Here is a 19845-nt window from a genome sequence, read left to right as displayed (position 1 = left end):
AAACGTATCCAAGATTGTTTCAATCCAATCTAGCAGAAGCCCTACCCGGTGCCAGGCCCGCGTGCTGCACCCTTGGCCTGGGTCAGGTGCTGGCCTTTCTGCGGGTTACCCTCGCTTTACCCCCTGCGGCCTTACCGGTTGCCGCTTTGCCTGCAGCAGCCTTGGTTTTGCCGCCGCTTCTGCGCTTCTTTTTCCACGGCGGGGCTGCGCCGGCTGCGGGCCCGCTGATGGTCATGCGCAAGCCGCTGCAGCGTTCTACCAGCTTGCCCATCCAGGCCGACTGGCGGGTGACGAATTCGTCCAGGCTCATTTCGCCGCTTTGCACCATGTCCAATGCCTGCTCCCAGATAGCGGTAGTGCCTGGGTCGGCGATGGCGCGGGGCACTGCATCGATCAGGCTGAACGCCGCAGGGGTGGCAGACAGCGCCTTGCCGTTCTTGACCAGGTAGCCGCGGTCGAGCAAGCCCTGGATGATACTGGCGCGGGTGGCCTCGGTGCCGATGCCGGTGGTTTCTTTCAGCTTCTGTTTCAGCCGCGGGTCGTCCACCAGTTTGGCCACGTTCTTCATGGCCTTGATCAGATCACCCTCGGTGAACGGCTTGGGTGGCTGGGTCCACAGGTCCTTCAATTGCACCGCCTGTACGGCGCAGCCCTGGCCCTGGCTCAGCGCCGGCAGTACCTGAGGCGGGGCGGCTTCACGGCCCTTGGCCGGTGTGAGGGCTTCGGGCAGGGCGCGTCGCCAGCCCGGCTCGACAATCTGTTTGCCGACAGCCCGCAGGGCGTGGCCGGCGCAATCGAAGTCGGCCTGGGTGCGGTCGTATTCGTGGTTTGGCAGAAACTGCGCCAGGTAGCGGGCGCGGATCAGGGTATACACAGCCTTGTGCTTGGCCGGTAGCCGCGCCGGGTCGCTGGCGGCAGCCGTGGGGATTATGCCGTGGTGCGCGCTGACCTTGGCGTCGTTCCAGGCCCGGGAGCGGCGCTGGGGCTCCAGGTGTGGCTGCAGCGGTGCCAGGCTGGCATCGGCCCGCTGCAGTGCAGCCAGAATGCCAGGCGCCTCACTGTGCTGGCTGAGCGGCAGGTAGCCGCAGTCGCTGCGTGGGTAGGTGATCAGTTTGTGTGTTTCGTACAGGGCCTGGGCGATGTCCAGGGTTTCCTGGGCACCCAGGCCGAATTTTTTCGAGCACAGCTCCTGCAACGTGCCGAGATCAAAGGGCAGGGGGGCGGCTTCGCGCACCCGCTCTGTGCTCACCCGGGTGGCGTGTGCGACCCCGGCATTGCCGATGTCTACTGCGGCCTGTTGCGCCAGTGCCTGGTTCAGGCAGCGGCCCTGCTCGTCGCAGGTGTCGTCCGGTGCCCGCCACTGGGCGTTGAAGGCCTGGCCGGCATGGGCCAGTTGCACATCGATAGCCCAGAAGGGGACAGGCACGAAATTGGCGATGTTGCGGTCGCGGTCGACCACCAGGCGCAGGGTAGGGGTTTGTACCCGGCCCACTGGCAGCACCCCCTGATAGCCCGATTGCCGGCCCAGCAGCGTGAACAGCCGGCTCATGTTCATGCCGATCAGCCAGTCGGCGCGGGAGCGGCCCAGGGCCGAATGGTACAGGTTGAAGGTTTCGTGGCCGGGGAGCAGGCGGGCCAGGGCCTTGCGAATGGACGCATCGTCCAGGGCCGACAGCCACAACCGCTGTACCGGGCCTCGGTAACGGCAATGCTCGACCAGCTCGCGGGCGATCATTTCGCCTTCGCGGTCCGCATCGGTGGCGATGACGAGCTCGCGGGCTTCGCCCAGCAGGCGCTTGACCGCCTTGAACTGGCTGGCCGTTTTGGGTTTGACCTGCATCTTCCACTGCGCGGGGATGATCGGCAGGTCGGCGAGGTTCCAGCGCTTGTAGCGCTCGTCGTAGCTGTCTGGCGGGGCGGTTTCCAGCAGGTGGCCGATGCACCAGGTTACACAGACGTCGGTACCCTGCCAGCAGCCGTCGGCCTTGCGATGGGCGCCGAGCACCTTGGCGATGTCTTTTGCCTGGGAGGGCTTTTCACAGAGGAACAGGCGCATGGCCGCAGACGCTTCATCAGGTAGATGGGCACTAGGATGCGCAAGCAGGCGCCGGGAGGCAAGTTTTATCTGGATGGATGTACAGGTTTTTGTGAAGGTTTGTGTGCGGTCAACGCGGTATGCGCTCGCTCGATACCCCTTGGTAGGCGCGAGCGCACCGCGTGACAGGGCCGCAGGGCGGCCCTGCGTGTCAGCCTTGGGCGTCGCGCAACATGTCCACGTGCGGAATACCCGCCTCCAGGAACTCCTCACTCACCACGCGAAAGCCCAGCCGTTCGTAAAACGGTGTGGCATGCACCTGGGCACTCAGGCGCTGCGTTTTCAGATCACGGTGCTGCGCTTCGGCGATTACCGCATTCATCAAGGCATCGCCCACCTTCAAGCCCCGCCAGTCCTTGAGCACCGACACACGGCCGATGGTGCCGTCAGACAGCAGCCTGGCCGTACCGATCGCATAGTCACCTTCAACGGCCAGGAAGTGCACCGCCGTCGGGTCATCGGAGTCCCATTCAAGTTCAGGCGGCACGTGTTGCTCGGCGATGAACACCGCTTCACGGATGCGGCGGATGTCGGCGTTGTCCTTGTGCCAATCGGCGAGGCGCACACGAATTTTATTCATTGGCGAATCCCAGGCTTCCTTGCTTAACCAGTTGCTGCACCAGCATCAGTGCGTCTTCATCCTGCAGCCATTGGCCGAGGTTGTCGATGTGCAGGGCATCGGCTGCGCACACCAGCTTCAGCAATTCGCGCAACTTGCCAGGCAGCGGGCAGCTGCGACCGCTGGCGAACAGCAACAGGTCTTGTTCGAACTCCGACCAGGCCATGCGCGCGCTCGGGTTACGGATCAGGATCGCACCCTGCTCAAGGGCATCGATCAGTTCTTCTTCCGACAGCTCTTCGCCGACGATTTGCTCGGGGTAGCGCGGCTCGGTCATGAACTGGCCGAACCAGGTCAGCAGCAGGTCCTTGTCACCCATATGCTTCTCGAGCAGCGCCTTGAGGCGGTCGAGGGCATCGTGCTGGATCTGGTGAGGGTCGCTGGCGGGCTGCGCGTCAGCGTCGCTGTAGCGCTCTTCGTCCGGCAGGAACTGGCCGAGGAAGTCGGTGAAGTGGGTCAGCACTTCGGCGGCGCTTGGGGCACGGAAGCCGACAGAGTAGGTTAGGCAGTCGTCCACCGCCACGCCATAGTGGGCCAGGCGCGGTGGCAGGTAGAGCATGTCACCGGGCTCAAGGGTCCACTCCCCGCTCTGCTCGAATTCGGCCAGGATGCGCAGGTCGCTGTGCTCCAGCAGCGCGCTGTCGCTGCTGCACATCTGGCCCACTTTCCAGTTGCGCTGGCCATGGCCTTGCAGCAGGAACACGTCATAGTTGTCGAAGTGCGGGCCAACGCTGCCGCCTGGGGCCGCGAAGCTGATCATCACGTCATCGATGCGCCAGCTGGGCAGAAAACGGAAGTTTTCCAGCAGCTCGGCCACTTCCGGCACAAACTGGTCCACCGCCTGAACCAGCAGGGTCCAGTCTTTTTCTGGCAGCTCGGCGAAGGTGTCTTCGTTGAACGGGCCGCGACGCAGTTCCCAGGGGTGGGCGCCGTGCTCCAGCACGATCCGCGACTCCACTTCTTCCTCCAGCGCCAGGCCCGCGAGTTCGTCGGGGTCGATCGGGCTGATGAAATCGGGGAACGCCTGGCGCACCAGCAGCGGCTTCTTCTGCCAGTAGTCGCGCATGAATTCACGGGCAGAAATGCCGCCCAGCAGCTGCAGTGGAGTATCAGGATTCATGTTCAACCTATTGAAAAATCGTAATTTTTTTACGGGAATAAAAACGCCCGGCCAGGCCGGGCGTTGGGCGCGACGGTTGCTTTAGACGCGCTTGGCCTGGGCTGCCGCGTTACCGATGTAGGTCGCGGGGGTCAGCTGCTTGAGCTCGGCCTTGGCGTCGGCTGGCATGTCCAGGCCGTCGATGAAGGTCAGCAGTGCATCAGGGGTGATGCCCTTGCCACGGGTCAGCTCCTTGAGCTTCTCGTAGGGGTTCTCGATGTTGAAGCGACGCATGACGGTCTGGATCGGCTCGGCGAGCACTTCCCAGCAGGCGTCGAGGTCGGCCGCGATGCGGGCTTCGTTCACTTCCAGCTTGCCGATGCCTTTCAGGCTGGCTTCGTAGGCGATGACGCTGTGGGCAAAACCCACGCCCAGGTTGCGCAGCACGGTGGAGTCGGTGAGGTCGCGCTGCCAGCGCGAGATCGGCAGCTTGCTGGCCAGGTGCTGGAACAGCGCGTTGGCGATGCCCAGGTTGCCTTCGGAGTTCTCGAAGTCGATCGGGTTGACCTTGTGCGGCATGGTCGATGAGCCGATTTCGCCAGCCACGGTCTTTTGCTTGAAGTAACCCAGCGAAATGTAGCCCCACACATCCCGGTCGAAGTCGATGAGGATGGTGTTGAAGCGGGCAATGGCATCGAACAGCTCGGCGATGTAGTCGTGCGGCTCGATTTGCGTGGTGTAGGGGTTGAACTGCAGGCCCAGCTCGTCTTCGATGAAGGCGCGGGCGTTCTGCTCCCAGTCGACCTGCGAGTAGGCCGACAGGTGGGCGTTGTAGTTGCCCACGGCACCGTTGATCTTGCCCAGCAGCGGCACGGCAGCCACTTGGGCGATCTGGCGCTCCAGGCGGTACACGACGTTGGCCAGTTCCTTGCCGAGGGTGGTTGGCGAGGCTGGCTGGCCGTGGGTGCGCGACAGCATCGGCACCTCGGCGTGGGCATGGGCCAGGGCACGGATGGCCTCGGCGATCTGGCGCATCAGCGGCAGCAGCACGTCATCACGGCCAGCGCGCAGCATCAGGGCGTGGGACAGGTTGTTGATGTCCTCGCTGGTGCAGGCGAAGTGGATGAACTCGCTGACTTTGGCCAGTTCTGGCAACTGGGCAGCCTGCTCCTTGAGCAGGTACTCGATGGCCTTGACGTCGTGGTTGGTGGTGCGCTCGATTTCCTTGACGCGCTCGGCGTGTTCAAGCTTGAAATCGGTGGCCAGGCTGTCGAGCACGGCGTTGGCCTCGGCCGAGAACGCCGGCACTTCGCCGATTTGAGGGTGGGCCGCCAGGCGCTGCAACCAGCGCACTTCGACCAGGGCGCGGAAACGGATCAGGCCGAATTCGCTGAAGATGGGGCGCAAGGCCTGGGTTTTGCCGGCGTAACGGCCGTCAACAGGGGAAACCGCAGTGAGCGAAGAAAGCTGCATGGGGTGTTCTCGGACAGTCAGGCTTTTGGAGGGCGCATATCATACATTAAAAGGCAGCCACAATCCACGAAGCTGCAAGCTGCAAGCTGCAAGCTGCAAGCTGCAAGCTGCAAGCTGCAAGCTAAAAGCCGCAAGCCGCAAGCCGCAAGCCGCAAGCGGTAAGCTACAAGCTACAAGCTACAAGCTACAAGCTACAAGCTAAAGGCGAACTGCTTCTACTTGCAGCTTGCAGCTTACCGCTTGAAGCTACCTGAGCATGTCGTAAAGTTCGTTGAGCAGTTTGCGGCGGCTGAAGACCAGTTGCCAGCGGTGGCCGCCCAGCTGGCGCCACAGGCGGGCGGCGCGGATGCCGGCCAGCAGCAGGGCGCGGATTTTCGAGGCGTTGCTGGCCTGCTGCAGGAAACGCATGTCGCCGTGCACCTGAATACGTTGGCGCAAGGTGCTGAGCGTGTCCTGGTACAAGGCTCCACTGGAAGCGATGACGTTTTCATGAGCCAGGCCGAAATGGTCGGCCTGGGACTGAATTTGCGGCAAGCGGTTGCCGATGGTGTCCAACAAGTCACCGCGCTTGTTCAGCTGGCGCTCCAGGCCCAGCATCGACAGGGCATAACGCAGGGGTTCGCGCTGCAGGCTGCTGGGATCGCGCTCCAGGGCGCCTACCAGTGCACGGTAGCCGTCGCGCAGGTTGAGGTCGTCGCCACCGAACACCTCCAGGGTGTCCTTGGGGTCACGCACCAGCAGGCTGCCCAGCATGCAGCCGATGTTGGCCTCGCTGGCCTGGCCGGTACGGGCAATGCGGTCGACCAGCACCGCAGCCTGGAACACCCCGCCCAGCGCTACCAGTTGCTCCTGCAGGTTGGTCATGAGCGCGGGCTCCAGGGCTCTGCGGTTTCGATGACGCCACCACCCAGGCACACCTCGCCGTCGTAGAACACCACCGACTGGCCAGGGGTAACGGCCCGTTGCGGCTCGTCGAACACAGCGCGGTAGCCACTGGCGGTGCGCTCCAACGTGCAGGGCTGGTCGCTCTGGCGGTAGCGCACCTTGGCGGTGAGGTTGCGTGGGCCGCTGAGGTCAACCGGGTTGACCCAGAAAATCTCCGAGGCGAGCAGGGCACGGGAGAACAGCCAGGGGTGTTCGTTGCCTTGGCCGACCACCAGCACGTTGCGCTCCAGGTCTTTGTGCAGCACGTACCACGGCTCGTCACCGGCGTCTTTCAGGCCGCCGATACCCAGGCCCTGGCGCTGGCCGATGGTGTGGTACATCAGGCCGTGGTGGCGGCCAATCACTTCACCGTCCGTGGTTTCGATGTCGCCCGGTTGCGCCGGCAGGTACTGCTTGAGGAAGTCGCTGAAGCGGCGCTCGCCAATGAAGCAGATGCCCGTGGAGTCTTTCTTCTTGGCGGTGGCCAGGCCATGTTTCTCGGCAATGGCACGCACCTCGGGCTTTTCCAGCTCACCCACCGGGAACAGGGTGCGGGCGATTTCCTTGCCGCCCACGGCATGCAGGAAGTAGCTCTGGTCCTTGTTCGGGTCCAGGCCCTTGAGCAGCTCGGTGACAGCGCCGGTGTCGCGGCGGCGTACGTAGTGGCCGGTGGCGATCAGGTCGGCACCCAGCGACAGGGCGTAATCGAGGAACGCCTTGAACTTGATTTCCCGGTTGCAGAGGATGTCGGGGTTGGGCGTGCGGCCAGCCTTGTACTCTTCCAGGAAGTGCTCGAACACATGGTCCCAGTACTCGGCGGCGAAGTTGGCCGTGTGCAGCTTTATGCCAATGCGGTCGCACACGGCCTGGGCGTCTGCCAGGTCTTCGCGGGCGGTGCAGTATTCGGTGCCATCGTCCTCTTCCCAGTTTTTCATGAACAGCCCTTCCACCTGGTAGCCCTGCTCGATGAGCAGAAGGGCGGAGACGGAAGAGTCCACGCCGCCGGACATGCCGACGATGACGCGGGTCTTGGCGGGGTCTTTAAGTACTGGGCTGGTCATGGTTACCGGTGTGTATCAAGGGGGAAAAACGCCGATTCTATCAAACCCGCAGCGGCGCGTCAGTCGCGCAGCAGGGCAAGGCTGTGCAAGGGGCCGGCCAGGTAGTCGTCCAGGCAGCGCGGTACCAGTTCGCTGCGCCAGCGCGCCGGGTCGGCCAGCAGCTCGGCGCGGGTCAGCCACAGCGCACGGGTAATGTCGCTGTCCAGGGCCAGATCGGCATGATGGCGCACGGGGCGTGCGGCAAAGCAGATGCGCTGGTAGGTCACGCCGTTGCTGGGTGCGGTGTACAGGTAGATACCCACAAGGCCGGTTAACTCGACCTCCCAGGCGGTTTCTTCCAGGGTTTCGCGCAAGGCGGCCTGGGCCAAGCTTTCATCAGGTTCCAGGTGGCCAGCAGGTTGGTTGAATACGGCTTTGCCGGCCTTGAACTCCTCGACAAAAAGAAATTTGCCGTCTTGCTCAATGACGGTGGCGACGGTGATATGGGGTTGCCAGGACACGATCAATACTCCTTAGGAGCTGCAAGCTGCAAGCTGCAAGCCAAGGCGTGCGCGGACTGCTTTTACTTGTAGCTTGCAGCTTCAAGCTTGCAGCTTAAAAAAAACCCGGTGCGTGGCCGGGGTTTTTGCTGTTACTTCAAGCCAAGCTTACAGGGCTGCAATAGCGCTGTTCAGGGTCTGGCTCGGGCGCATCACCTTGGCGGTCAGTTCGGCATCCGGGGCGTAGTAGCCACCGATGTCGACTGGCTTGCCTTGGACCGCATTCAGTTCGGCAACGATGGCCTCTTCGTTATCACCCAGGGCCTTGGCCAGTGGCGCGAAGCGAGCCTGCAAGGCGGCGTCGTCGTTCTGTGCGGCCAGTGCCTGGGCCCAGTACAGGGTCAGGTAGAAGTGGCTGCCACGGTTGTCGATACCGCCGACCTTGCGCGAAGGCGACTTGTTGGTGTCGAGGAACTTGCCAGTGGCCTGGTCCAGGGTGCTGGCCAGCACTTTTGCACGTGGGTTGTCGTAGGTGTTGCCCAGGTGCTCCAGCGATGCGGCCAGGGCCAGGAATTCACCCAGCGAGTCCCAGCGCAGGAAGTTCTCTTCCACCAGTTGCTGTACGTGCTTGGGTGCCGAGCCGCCAGCGCCGGTTTCGAACAGGCCACCGCCGCTCATCAGCGGGACAATGGACAGCATCTTGGCGCTGGTGCCCAGTTCCATGATCGGGAACAGGTCGGTGAGGTAGTCGCGCAGCACGTTGCCGGTCACCGAGATGGTGTCCTTGCCTTCGCGGATGCGGGCCAGGGAGAACTTGATGGCCTCTACCGGGGCCAGGATGCGGATGTCCAGGCCGGACGTGTCGTGGTCTTTCAGGTACTTCTGCACCTTCTCGATCATGACGCCGTCGTGGGCGCGGGCCGGGTCCAGCCAGAACACCGCAGGGGTGTTGCTGAGGCGGGCACGATTGACGGCCAGCTTGACCCAGTCCTGGATCGGCGCGTCTTTCACCTGGCACATACGGAAGATGTCACCGGCTTCGACGTTCTGCTCCAGCACCACGGTGCCCTTGCTGTCGACCACCCGTACCACGCCGTCGGCCTGGATCTGGAAGGTCTTGTCGTGGGAGCCGTACTCTTCGGCTTTCTGCGCCATCAGGCCAACGTTCGGTACGCTGCCCATGGTGGTCGGGTCGAAGGCGCCGTTGGCCTTGCAGTCTTCGATGGTGGCCTGGTAGATGCCGGCGTAGCAGCGGTCCGGGATGATGGCCTTGGCGTCCTGCAGCTCACCTGCGGTGTTCCACATCTTGCCCGAGTCACGGATCATGGCCGGCATCGAGGCGTCGACGATCACGTCGCTTGGCACGTGCAGGTTGGTGATGCCCTTGTCGGAGTTGACCATGGCCAGGGCCGGCCGCTGGGCATACAGGGCCTGGATGTCGGCTTCGATCTCGGCCTGCTTGTCGGCTGGCAGGTCCTTGATGCGGGCGTACAGGTCGCCGATGCCGTTGTTGGCGTTGAAGCCGACTTCGGCCAGCGCTGCGGCATGCTTGGCCAGCACATCGTTGTAGAACTCTTCGACGATCACGCCGAACATGATCGGGTCGGACACCTTCATCATGGTGGCTTTCAGGTGCACCGACAGCAGCACGCCAGACGCCTTGGCATCGGCGATCTGCTCGGCGATGAAGGCTTTCAGGGCCTTGCGGCTCATGGTGGCGCAGTCGATGACTTCAGCTGCCTTGACGGCGGTTTTTTCTTTCAGGACGGTGGTGGTGCCATCCTTGCCGACCAGCTCGATACGCAGGCTGTCGTCAGCTTCGATCAGGGCGGCCTTTTCGCTGCCGTAGAAGTCGCCTTGGGTCATGTGAGCCACGTGCGACTTGGAGTCGGCAGCCCAGGCGCCCATCTTGTGCGGGTGCTTGCGTGCGTAGTTCTTGACCGACAGCGGGGCGCGGCGGTCGGAGTTGCCTTCGCGCAGTACCGGGTTTACTGCCGAACCCTTGATGCGGTCGTAGCGGGCGCGGGACTCTTTCTCTTGCGCGGTGGCCGGCTCGTCAGCGTAGTCAGGGATGTTATAGCCCTTGGCTTGCAGTTCCTTGATCGCGGCCTTGAGCTGCGGTACCGAGGCGCTGATGTTCGGCAGCTTGATGATGTTGGCTTCAGGGGTGGTAGCCAGCTGGCCCAGTTCCGCCAGGTGATCGCCTACTTGCTTCTCTGCGCCCAGTTGCTCCGGGAAGGCGGCGAGGATGCGACCGGCCAGGGAGATATCGCGGGTTTCGACGGCGATGTCAGCGCAAGCGGTGAAGGCTTCGATGATCGGCAGCAGCGAGTAGGTGGCGAGGGCGGGGGCTTCGTCGGTGAAGGTATAGATGATCTTGGAACGGGTGGGCATGCGGGTTAACTCTCTGTGTGCTGAGCGTGCTCGAGTCTCGTGCTGCGCAGGGTAGGCGCATCGCCCTGGCAGCGCCATGAGCGGAAAGTCGAGAGGCTGCGAGCGGTGATGGTGGATGCATCAGTCGAGCGTCAAGTGCCGAGCTGCGGTAACAACCCGGGCTTCGTGGCCTTCGATGGCCAAGGGCGGTCCGCATTTTTCCAAGGGATCGCCCCGATGACCCTACGGTCGCGGGGCAGTATATCAAACCAATCGGACTAATCAGCAAGGCCAGGTGATATCAGCCCATTTATAAGACGAAAGACGTAGCGGCAATGTGGCCGGTTGTCGCAGCTGGCGGGGGGCGGCCGAGGCTCGGCATTTTGTAACTTGCTGCTTCTAACTTGCAGGGTGTGAAAGCTGGATTAGGCTGTGTGGATCGCATGATGTCCAACCCACACCCGACCGCGGAGTAGTGCAAGCATGGGATACCAGAAAATCAAGGTGCCAGCCGATGGCGCCAAGATCACCGTCAATGCCGACCATTCGCTCAATGTGCCTGACAACCCCATCATCCCCTACATCGAAGGGGACGGCATCGGCATCGATGTTTCGCCGGTCATGATCAAGGTGGTCGATGCCGCGGTGCACAAGGCCTACGGAGGCAAGCGCAAGATCGCCTGGATGGAGGTGTACGCCGGCGAGAAGGCCACGCAGGTCTATGACCAGGACACCTGGCTGCCCCAGGAAACCCTGGATGCTGTGCGCGACTACGTGGTGTCCATCAAGGGGCCGTTGACCACGCCGGTGGGGGGTGGCATCCGTTCGCTGAACGTGGCGCTGCGCCAGCAGCTTGACCTGTACGTCTGCCTGCGCCCGGTACTGTGGTTCCAGGGCGTGCCCAGCCCGGTCAAGAAGCCGGGTGACGTGGACATGGTGATCTTCCGCGAGAACTCCGAGGACATCTATGCCGGCATCGAATGGAAAGCGGGCTCCCCTGAAGCCGACAAGGTGATCAAGTTCCTGAAAGAAGAGATGGGGGTCACCAAGATCCGCTTCGACCAGGACTGCGGCATCGGCATCAAGCCGGTGTCGCGCGAGGGCACTAAGCGCCTGGTGCGCAAGGCCTTGCAATACGTGGTGGACAACGACCGCGAATCGCTGACGTTGGTGCACAAGGGTAACATCATGAAGTTCACCGAGGGCGCCTTCAAAGACTGGGGCTACGAGGTGGCGCGTGACGAGTTCGGCGCCGAACTGCTCGATGGCGGCCCGTGGATGCGCTTCAAGAACCCGAAGTCCGGCCGCGAGGTCATTGTCAAGGACGCCATCGCCGATGCCATGCTGCAGCAGATCCTGCTGCGCCCGGCCGAATACGATGTGATCGCCACCCTCAACCTCAACGGTGACTACCTGTCCGATGCGTTGGCCGCCGAGGTCGGGGGTATCGGCATCGCGCCAGGCGCCAACCTGTCCGATACGGTCGCCATGTTCGAGGCCACCCACGGCACGGCGCCCAAATATGCGGGGCAGGACAAGGTCAACCCGGGGTCGGTGATTCTGTCTGCAGAAATGATGCTCAGGCACATGGGCTGGACCGAAGCAGCCGACCTGATCATCAAGGGCACCAACGGGGCCATCGCCGCCAAGACGGTGACCTATGATTTCGAAAGGCTGATGGATGGCGCCACCCTGGTGGGCAGCTCAGGCTTTGGCGAGGCAATGATCAAGCACATGTAATGGCACGGCGAACCGGCCGCCGCCTTGCAGGCAAGCGGCCGGTTACTGGCAAGCAAAGGCGCCGAGCCCTGTCAGGCGTCGGCGGTGTTGCTGGCTGCAGCCGTGCTAGCCTGGGCCTGGGTGACAGCGCTCGTGATGTTCACCGCATGTAGCCCCTTGGGCCCCTGGATGATATCGAACGTCACGGCCTGCCCGGCCTTCAGGGTTTTGTATCCGTCCATCTGGATGGCTGAAAAGTGGGCGAAAAGGTCTTCATCCTTGCCATCTTCAAGGACGAACCCATAGCCCTTGGCATTGTTGAACCACTTGACTTTACCGCTTGCCATCCCTATGTCCCTCTGCAAAGGACTCCATCACTGGAGTATCATCCACGTCATCCGCATACGAACCTGCGAAAAAATCGGGTTGACTGCGCGGATCTTTATTGACCACGGTGGGTTCTTATTGGTTGTAACACCGTTTTGCCGATAGTCAAGGTCATGCGGCGGCTGCACCAACGGCCTGCTGCAGGGTCAACCCATAACCTTATCCTGTCGATGTGATGAAATTCTTTCCATGCATGCACACAGCCAGATTCGACTAACATTCAATCAGGATCGCCCTCAATCCAACGAGGACGATGGCGCTGGTCTGGCGGTTCAGGAAGCCAAGCCGATCCTGCAGGCCCCACCGATGTACAAGGTGGTTTTATTCAACGATGACTACACGCCGATGGATTTCGTCGTCGAAGTGCTCGAAACGTTCTTTAATCTGAACCGCGAGCTGGCGACCAAGATCATGCTGACCGTCCATACCGAGGGGCGGGCAGTGTGCGGATTGTTTACCCGCGACATCGCCGAAACAAAGGCCATGCAGGTCAACCAATACGCCAGGGAAAGCCAGCATCCGCTACTCTGTGAAATCGAGAAGGACGGTTAATCGCCGACCACTTGGGTATGAGGTGAAGCTATGTTAAACCGCGAGCTCGAAGTCACCCTCAATCTTGCCTTCAAGGAGGCCCGTTCGAAGCGTCATGAGTTCATGACCGTCGAACATCTGCTGCTGGCACTCCTTGACAATGAGGCTGCCGCGACCGTTCTGCGCGCCTGTGGCGCCAATCTCGACAAGCTCAAGCACGACCTGCAAGAGTTCATCGATTCAACCACGCCGCTGATCCCGGTCAGCGATGAAGACCGTGAAACCCAGCCCACCCTGGGCTTCCAGCGGGTGCTGCAGCGTGCCGTGTTCCACGTGCAAAGCTCCGGCAAGCGCGAAGTCACCGGTGCCAATGTGCTGGTGGCCATTTTCAGTGAACAGGAAAGCCAGGCGGTGTTTCTGCTCAAGCAGCAGAGCGTGGCCCGTATCGACGTGGTCAACTTTATCGCCCATGGCATCTCCAAGGTGCCTGGCCACGGCCCGCATTCCGAGAGCGACCAGGAAATGCAGGACGAGGACGGCGGCGAAACCACATCCTCCAGCAACCCGCTGGATGCCTACGCCAGCAACCTGAACGAGCTGGCCCGTGCCGGGCGCATCGACCCGCTGGTGGGCCGCGAACAGGAAGTGGAGCGCGTGGCGCAGATTCTGGCGCGTCGCCGCAAGAACAACCCGCTGCTGGTGGGTGAGGCGGGGGTGGGCAAAACCGCCATCGCCGAAGGCCTGGCCAAGCGCATCGTTGATGGCCAGGTGCCCGACCTGCTGGCCCAAAGCGTGGTCTACTCCCTGGACCTTGGCGCGTTGTTGGCCGGTACCAAGTACCGCGGCGATTTCGAGAAGCGCTTCAAGGCGCTGCTTGGCGAGCTGCGCAAACGCCCGCAGGCCATTCTGTTCATCGACGAGATTCACACCATCATCGGTGCCGGTGCGGCGTCGGGCGGGGTGATGGATGCCTCCAACCTGCTCAAGCCGCTGCTGTCGTCGGGTGAAATCCGTTGCATCGGCTCTACCACGTTCCAGGAATTCCGCGGCATCTTCGAGAAAGACCGGGCCCTGGCCCGCCGCTTCCAGAAGGTGGATGTGAGCGAGCCGTCGGTGGAAGACACCGTGGGCATCCTGCGTGGCCTGAAAGGCCGCTTCGAGAGCCACCACAACATCGAGTACAGCGATGAGGCGCTGCGCGCCGCTGCGGAACTCGCTTCGCGGTACATCAACGATCGCCACATGCCTGACAAGGCCATTGACGTGATCGACGAAGCGGGTGCTTACCAGCGCCTGCAGCCAGAAGCCAACCGTGTGAAGCGTATCGATGTGCCGCAGGTTGAAGACATCGTTGCCAAGATCGCGCGCATTCCGCCAAAGCATGTCACCAGCTCCGACAAGGAACTGCTGCGTAACCTGGAGCGTGACCTGAAGCTGACCGTGTTTGGCCAGGATGCTGCCATCGACTCGTTGGCTACCGCGATCAAGCTGTCTCGCGCCGGGCTCAAATCGCCCGACAAACCTGTCGGTTCGTTCCTGTTCGCCGGCCCTACCGGCGTGGGCAAGACCGAGGCGGCACGGCAGTTGGCCAAGGCCCTGGGTGTGGAGCTTGTACGCTTCGACATGTCGGAATACATGGAGCGCCACACCGTGTCCCGCCTGATCGGTGCGCCACCCGGGTATGTGGGCTTCGACCAGGGCGGTCTGCTGACCGAAGCCATCACCAAGCAACCTCACTGCGTGTTGCTGCTCGACGAAATCGAGAAGGCCCACCCGGAAGTCTTCAACCTGCTGTTGCAGGTGATGGACCACGGTACCCTCACCGACAACAACGGGCGCAAGGCGGACTTCCGTAACGTGATCCTGATCATGACCACCAACGCCGGGGCAGAAACGGCAGCGCGGGCCTCGATCGGCTTCACTCATCAGGACCATGCGTCCGATGCCATGGAGGTCATCCGCAAAAGCTTCACGCCGGAGTTCCGCAACCGCCTTGACACCATCATCCAGTTTGGCCGCCTGAGCACCGAAACCATCAAGAGCATCGTCGACAAGTTCCTTATCGAGCTGCAGGCGCAGCTGGAGGACAAGCGCGTGCTGTTGGAAGTCAGCGATGCCGCGCGCGGCTGGCTGGCGGTATCGGGCTACGACGTGCAGATGGGCGCACGGCCGATGGCGCGGTTGATCCAGGACAAGATCAAGCGGCCGCTGGCCGAGGAGATCCTGTTCGGGGAGCTGGCCGAGCATGGCGGTGTGGTGCATGTCGACTTGCGCGACGGCGAGCTGGTGTTCGACTTCGAGACTACCGCCGAGGTGGCGTGAGGGTGTGGGGGTCGCCTTGCGGCCCCTCTGTCGCCCAAAAAAAAGCCCGGCACATGGCCGGGCTTTTTCATGGCTGGAGCTTAGCGCGCACGGTAGGTGATGCGGCCCTTGCTCAGGTCGTATGGCGTCAGCTCGACGCGAACCTTGTCGCCAGTGAGAATACGGATGTAGTTTTTGCGCATCTTTCCGGAGATGTGCGCGGTTACGACGTGCCCGTTTTCCAACTCCACGCGGAACATGGTGTTGGGCAGGGTGTCGACGACAGTACCTTCCATTTCGAAGCTGTCTTCTTTCGACATGCAGTTGAGCCCTCGGATCCAGTGTTGGCCCGACGCATAACCGCACCGGGCAAAAAAGTGGCGTGGATTATGCCGGAAAACTGTGTTTCAAGCCAATGCTTTCAATTGAGGGTGACCCAGCGCTGGTTTATCAGCAATTCGATGGGCCGGTACTGCGTCTTGTAGTTCATCTTCTTGCAGTTCTTGATCCAGTAGCCCAGGTAAACCGCCTCCAGGCCCTGGCGCAACGCCTCGCCGATCTGCCACAAAATGGCGAAGCGGCCCAGGCTGCGTCGCTCTTCGTCGGGCTCGTAAAAGGTATAGACGGCAGACAGCCCGTTGGGCAGCAGGTCGCACACTGCTACCGCCAGCAGGCGCCCGCCGGCGCGGAACTCGTAAAACCAGCAAAACGGCAGGTCACGTACCAGAAAGGTGGAAAACTGGTCACGGCTGGGTGGGTACATGTCGCCGTCGGCATGCCGGGCCTCGATGTAGCGCCGGTACAGCTCGAAATATTCTTCTTTGAAGGCGGGGCGTGCTGCCGTGACCGTCATGTCGGTATTGCGCTTGAGAATGCGCCGCTGCTGGCGGCTGGGGGCGAAGCGTGCAGCCGGGATGCGTGCCGGCACGCAGGCATTGCAGTTCTGGCAATGGGGGCGATACAGGTGATCGCCACTGCGACGGAAGCCCATTTCCGACAGATCGGCGTACACGTGCACGTCCATCGGCTGGCTGGGGTCCAGAAACAGGGTGGTGGCCTGCTCGTCTGGCAGGTAGCTGCAGGAGTGGGGTTGAGTGGCATAAAACTTCAACCGCGCCAGCTCTGTCATGATCAACCCCCTCGGTGAGACGTTGCCTTAAGTGTAAGCCAGCTGTAGAAACTCGCCTAGGCGACCCAGCTGGCACTGTTGGGTTGGTCCAGGTGGCGGTCGAGGTAGCGGGCGAACTCGGCGCGGCTGATGGCGTGCGCGCCCAGGCTGTGCAGGTGGTTGGTGGGCATCTGGCAGTCGACCAGCACGAAGCCGGCCTCGCGCAAGTGATTAACCAGGGTTACAAAGCCTACCTTGGAGGCGTTGTCGGCGTGGCTGAACATCGACTCCCCGAAAAACAGCTGGCCCATGGCCAGGCCATACAGGCCACCCACCAGCTCGCCATCCTGGCGTACCTCCACCGAGTGAGCGATGCCGCGGCGATGCAGTTCGCAATAGGCAGCGCACATGCTGTCAGTGATCCAGGTGCCGTCGGCGTAGCTGCGCGGCGCGGCGCAGGCCGCGATCACGCCGGCAAAGTCCGTGTCGAAGCTGACCTGGTAGCGGCCCTGGCGCATCAGCTTGGCCAAGGAGCGCGAGACATGTAGCTGGCCGGGCAGCAGCACCGTGCGTGGGTCGGGCGACCACCACATGATCGGCTGGCCGTCCTGGTACCACGGAAAGCAGCCATGCCGATACGCCTGCACCAGGCGCTCGGGGCTCAGGTCGCCGCCGGCGGCCAGCAGGCCGTTGGGTTCTTGCAGGGCCTTTTCCAGTGGCGGGAAGGTGAGGGCGTCGCGGGTGAGCCAGGTCAGCATGGTCTGCCTAACGGTGGGGGAGGGGAGAGGGGCAGCATGGCGCGGGTACTTGCCAGGGTCAATGCCGAGGGTGCTGATGTGCGGCGGCGCCTTACGACCGAATAGGCAAATTCCCACGCATTCATGAAAGCGTCGGCACCATCTGCCACATTTGCTGTCACACCTGTGCAAAAACACAGCATAAGCCTTTGTCACAGAAGGCAATGCGTGCTCAAATTGCAGCTATTGGAAAGTCGCCCCCGGTCAGACCCCTTATGGCTAAGCGCCATGGCGGCTGGCGGGCAGTAATGTTAAAAGTAGTGATCCGTTGGCCCAGGCCTGGCCGTTGACTACTGGACGCGCACCACGCGCAGGAATAGACGCGTTTTGAAGAAATCCACCGCAACCCCAGCTCCCTTGCCTGTGCCCCTGTGGCGGCAGCAGCTGCACTATCGCCTGAAGGAAGGCGCGTTGATCGCTGTCGGCGCCCTGTGCCTGTACCTGTGGATGGCGCTGCTCACCTACGACACCTCGGACCCGGCTTTCAGCCACACGGCCACGGTCGACCAGGTGCAGAATGCCGCCGGGCGTGCCGGGGCGTACTTCGCCGACATCCTGTTCATGGTGCTCGGCTATTTCGCCTACATCTTCCCGCTGCTGCTGGCACTCAAGACCTGGCAGATCTTCCGTCAGCGTCACCAGCCCTGGGACTGGAGCGGCTGGCTGTTCTCCTGGCGGCTGATCGGCCTGGTGTTCCTGGTGCTGTCGGGCGCGGCCCTGGCGCACATTCATTTCCACCCCCCGGCCAGCATGCCGTTCTCGGCTGGCGGGGCGTTGGGCGAAAGCCTCGGCGAGCTGGCCCGCAACTTCTTGAACGTGCAGGGCAGCACCCTGATGTTCATCGCCCTGTTCCTGTTCGGCCTGACCGTATTCACAGACCTGTCGTGGTTCAAGGTGATGGACCTTACCGGCAAGATCACCCTCGACCTGCTGGAACTGGTGCAAGGCGCCGCGTCGCGCTGGTGGGAGGCGCGCAACGAGCGCAAGCGCCTGGAGGCGCAACTGCGCGATGATGAACCGGTGGTGCCTGCGGCCAAGGCCGCGCCCGTTACGCCGGAAAAACGCGAACCGGCCAAAACACCGTTGCGCGAGCGCCTGTTCAAGCGCGAAGAAGCCCCTGCCCAGGCAGCAGAGCCGCGTGAGCCTACCCTGGGGCGTGAACCTGTATTGGCCCGCGAACCGGTGGTGGAGCGCGAGCCCGTGGTACCGCGCCCGCAGGCAGCCATGCCAACGATCGTGCCGCCTTCCGCCGCCAAGGCGCCCGAGCCCAGCAAGCGGGTGATGAAAGAGAAGCAAACGCCACTGTTCATCGACAGCGCCGTGGAGGGCACCTTGCCGTCCATTTCCATCCTGGACCCGGCCGAACAGAAAAAGATCGAGTATTCGCCTGAATCGTTGGCGGGCGTAGGTCAGTTGCTGGAGATCAAACTCAAGGAGTTCGGCGTCGAAGTGACGGTGGATTCCATCCATCCGGGCCCCGTGATCACCCGCTATGAAATCCAGCCTGCGGCCGGTGTGAAGGTCAGCCGTATCGCCAACCTCGCCAAGGACCTGGCGCGCTCGCTGGCCGTGACCAGCGTGCGCGTAGTGGAAGTGATCCCGGGCAAGACCACCGTCGGTATCGAGATCCCCAACGAAAACCGGCAGATGGTGCGCTTCTCTGAGGTGCTGGCCACGCCGCAGTACGATGACCAGAAGTCCCCAGTGACGCTGGCGCTGGGCCATGACATCGGTGGCAAACCGGTGATCACCGACCTCGCCAAGATGCCCCACCTGCTGGTGGCCGGTACCACCGGCTCCGGTAAGTCGGTGGGTGTGAACGCCATGATTCTGTCGATCCTGTTCAAGTCCAGCCCGGAAGACGCGCGGCTGATCATGATCGACCCGAAAATGCTCGAGCTGTCCATCTACGAAGGCATCCCGCACCTGCTGTGCCCGGTGGTCACCGACATGAAGGACGCCGCCAATGCGCTGCGCTGGAGCGTGGCCGAAATGGAACGCCGCTACAAGCTGATGGCGGCCATGGGCGTGCGTAACCTGGCGGGCTTCAACCGCAAGGTGAAGGACGCCCAGGAAGCGGGTGAAATCATTCACGACCCGCTGTACCGTCGCGAAAGCATGGAGGACGAGCCGCCAGCACTGAAAACCCTGCCCACCATCGTGGTGGTGGTGGACGAGTTTGCCGACATGATGATGATCGTCGGCAAGAAGGTCGAAGAGCTGATCGCCCGGATCGCGCAAAAGGCACGTGCGGCGGGTATCCACCTGATTCTCGCTACCCAGCGCCCGTCGGTGGACGTGATCACCGGCCTGATCAAGGCCAACATCCCGACCCGCATGGCCTTCCAGGTATCGAGCAAGATCGACTCGCGTACCATCATCGACCAGGGCGGTGCCGAGCAGTTGCTGGGCCATGGTGACATGCTGTACATGCCGCCCGGTACCAGCCTGCCTATCCGCGTACACGGCGCGTTCGTGTCCGACGATGAAGTGCACCGCGTGGTGGAAGCGTGGAAGCAGCGCGGCGCCCCGGACTATAACGACGACATCCTCAACGGTGTCGAGGAAGCCGGCAGCGGCTTCGAAGGCGGTGGCGGCGGTGGTGATGGCGATGATTCCGAAAGCGACGCCTTGTACGATGAAGCCGTACAGTTCGTGCTCGAGAGCCGTCGTGCGTCCATCTCGGCCGTGCAGCGCAAGCTCAAGATCGGCTACAACCGCGCTGCCCGCATGATCGAAGCCATGGAGATGGCCGGTGTGGTCACCCCCATGAACAGCAACGGCTCGCGCGAAGTGATTGCCCCAGGCGGCCCGCGCGACTGATGATCACCCTGCCGGTCGCCAACCATGGCGGCCGGCCTATTAACGCTCAATGAGGA

At 62.5% G+C, this 19845-nt stretch carries 16 protein-coding genes; 4 read left to right on the top strand and 12 right to left on the bottom strand.

Features of this window, described 5'->3' with window-relative positions; genetic code table 11:
• Positions 1-82: 82 nt before the first annotated feature.
• The 8 genes from IAE38_RS15150 to IAE38_RS15115 form a co-directional block, all read right to left on the bottom strand.
• A complete protein-coding gene (locus tag IAE38_RS15150; protein WP_201218167.1) occupies positions 83-2056 on the bottom strand; it encodes a DNA topoisomerase III in 1974 nt (657 codons plus the stop codon).
• Positions 2057-2246: 190 nt separating this feature from the next.
• On the bottom strand, positions 2247-2675 hold the full coding sequence (locus IAE38_RS15145) for a GNAT family N-acetyltransferase (protein ID WP_028632333.1): 429 nt from the start codon (positions 2673-2675) through the stop codon (positions 2247-2249).
• Positions 2668-3834 carry a ribosomal protein uL16 3-hydroxylase gene (locus tag IAE38_RS15140; protein ID WP_060482933.1) on the bottom strand — a complete coding sequence of 389 codons (1167 nt, stop codon included), beginning with the start codon at positions 3832-3834 and terminating at the stop codon, positions 2668-2670. The genes IAE38_RS15145 and IAE38_RS15140 overlap by 8 nt, the downstream gene beginning before the upstream one ends.
• Positions 3835-3915: 81 nt before the next feature.
• On the bottom strand, positions 3916-5286 hold the full coding sequence (purB, locus tag IAE38_RS15135) for an adenylosuccinate lyase (RefSeq protein ID WP_028632335.1): 1371 nt from the start codon (positions 5284-5286) through the stop codon (positions 3916-3918).
• A 246-nt stretch (positions 5287-5532) separates the two neighbouring features.
• Positions 5533-6150, bottom strand: coding sequence for a high frequency lysogenization protein HflD (gene hflD, locus IAE38_RS15130; RefSeq protein ID WP_201218166.1), 618 nt, complete (start codon positions 6148-6150; stop codon positions 5533-5535).
• On the bottom strand, positions 6147-7271 hold the full coding sequence (gene mnmA / locus IAE38_RS15125) for a tRNA 2-thiouridine(34) synthase MnmA (protein ID WP_028632337.1): 1125 nt from the start codon (positions 7269-7271) through the stop codon (positions 6147-6149). The genes hflD and mnmA overlap by 4 nt, the downstream gene beginning before the upstream one ends.
• A gap of 59 nt (positions 7272-7330) precedes the next feature.
• Positions 7331-7771 carry an NUDIX hydrolase gene (locus IAE38_RS15120; RefSeq protein ID WP_028632338.1) on the bottom strand — a complete coding sequence of 147 codons (441 nt, stop codon included), beginning with the start codon at positions 7769-7771 and terminating at the stop codon, positions 7331-7333.
• Positions 7772-7918: 147 nt separating this feature from the next.
• Positions 7919-10144: an NADP-dependent isocitrate dehydrogenase gene (locus IAE38_RS15115; protein WP_201218165.1), complete on the bottom strand. Its 2226-nt coding sequence runs from the start codon at positions 10142-10144 to the stop codon at positions 7919-7921.
• Positions 10145-10606: 462 nt separating this feature from the next.
• Between IAE38_RS15115 and icd the strand changes: the two genes are divergently transcribed.
• Positions 10607-11863 (top strand): NADP-dependent isocitrate dehydrogenase, encoded by a 1257-nt coding sequence (gene icd, locus IAE38_RS15110; RefSeq protein ID WP_028632340.1) that lies wholly within the window; start codon positions 10607-10609, stop codon positions 11861-11863.
• A 71-nt stretch (positions 11864-11934) separates the two neighbouring features.
• On the opposite strand, the gene cspD is transcribed toward icd, so the two are convergent.
• Complete coding sequence (cspD, locus tag IAE38_RS15105; protein WP_028632341.1) at positions 11935-12189, bottom strand: cold shock domain-containing protein CspD; 255 nt, start codon at positions 12187-12189, stop codon at positions 11935-11937.
• A 229-nt stretch (positions 12190-12418) separates the two neighbouring features.
• Between cspD and clpS the strand changes: the two genes are divergently transcribed.
• Entirely contained in the window at positions 12419-12781 is a 363-nt protein-coding gene (gene clpS / locus IAE38_RS15100; protein ID WP_023534830.1) for an ATP-dependent Clp protease adapter ClpS, read from the top strand.
• 30 nt (positions 12782-12811) lie between these two features.
• Positions 12812-15082, top strand: a complete 2271-nt coding sequence (clpA, locus tag IAE38_RS15095; RefSeq protein ID WP_028632342.1) for an ATP-dependent Clp protease ATP-binding subunit ClpA — start codon at positions 12812-12814, stop codon at positions 15080-15082.
• A gap of 80 nt (positions 15083-15162) precedes the next feature.
• On the opposite strand, the gene infA is transcribed toward clpA, so the two are convergent.
• The 3 genes from infA to aat all read right to left on the bottom strand — a co-directional run bounded on the left by infA (position 15163) and on the right by aat (position 16927).
• Positions 15163-15381, bottom strand: a complete 219-nt coding sequence (gene infA / locus IAE38_RS15090; RefSeq protein ID WP_002553999.1) for a translation initiation factor IF-1 — start codon at positions 15379-15381, stop codon at positions 15163-15165.
• A gap of 101 nt (positions 15382-15482) precedes the next feature.
• A complete protein-coding gene (locus tag IAE38_RS15085) occupies positions 15483-16190 on the bottom strand; it encodes an arginyltransferase (protein ID WP_028632343.1) in 708 nt (235 codons plus the stop codon).
• A 56-nt stretch (positions 16191-16246) separates the two neighbouring features.
• Positions 16247-16927, bottom strand: coding sequence for a leucyl/phenylalanyl-tRNA--protein transferase (aat, locus tag IAE38_RS15080; protein WP_060482940.1), 681 nt, complete (start codon positions 16925-16927; stop codon positions 16247-16249).
• Positions 16928-17245: 318 nt separating this feature from the next.
• Between aat and IAE38_RS15075 the strand changes: the two genes are divergently transcribed.
• Positions 17246-19789, top strand: coding sequence for a DNA translocase FtsK (locus tag IAE38_RS15075; protein ID WP_442968298.1), 2544 nt, complete (start codon positions 17246-17248; stop codon positions 19787-19789).
• Positions 19790-19845: the final 56 nt, after the last annotated feature.

The organism is Pseudomonas sp. S32, from assembly GCF_016648095.1.
In the GTDB taxonomy this organism is placed as follows: domain Bacteria; phylum Pseudomonadota; class Gammaproteobacteria; order Pseudomonadales; family Pseudomonadaceae; genus Aquipseudomonas; species Aquipseudomonas parafulva.
The sequence above is the reverse complement of the archived record's forward strand: the minus strand, read 5'-3'. Positions and strand labels throughout refer to the sequence as shown.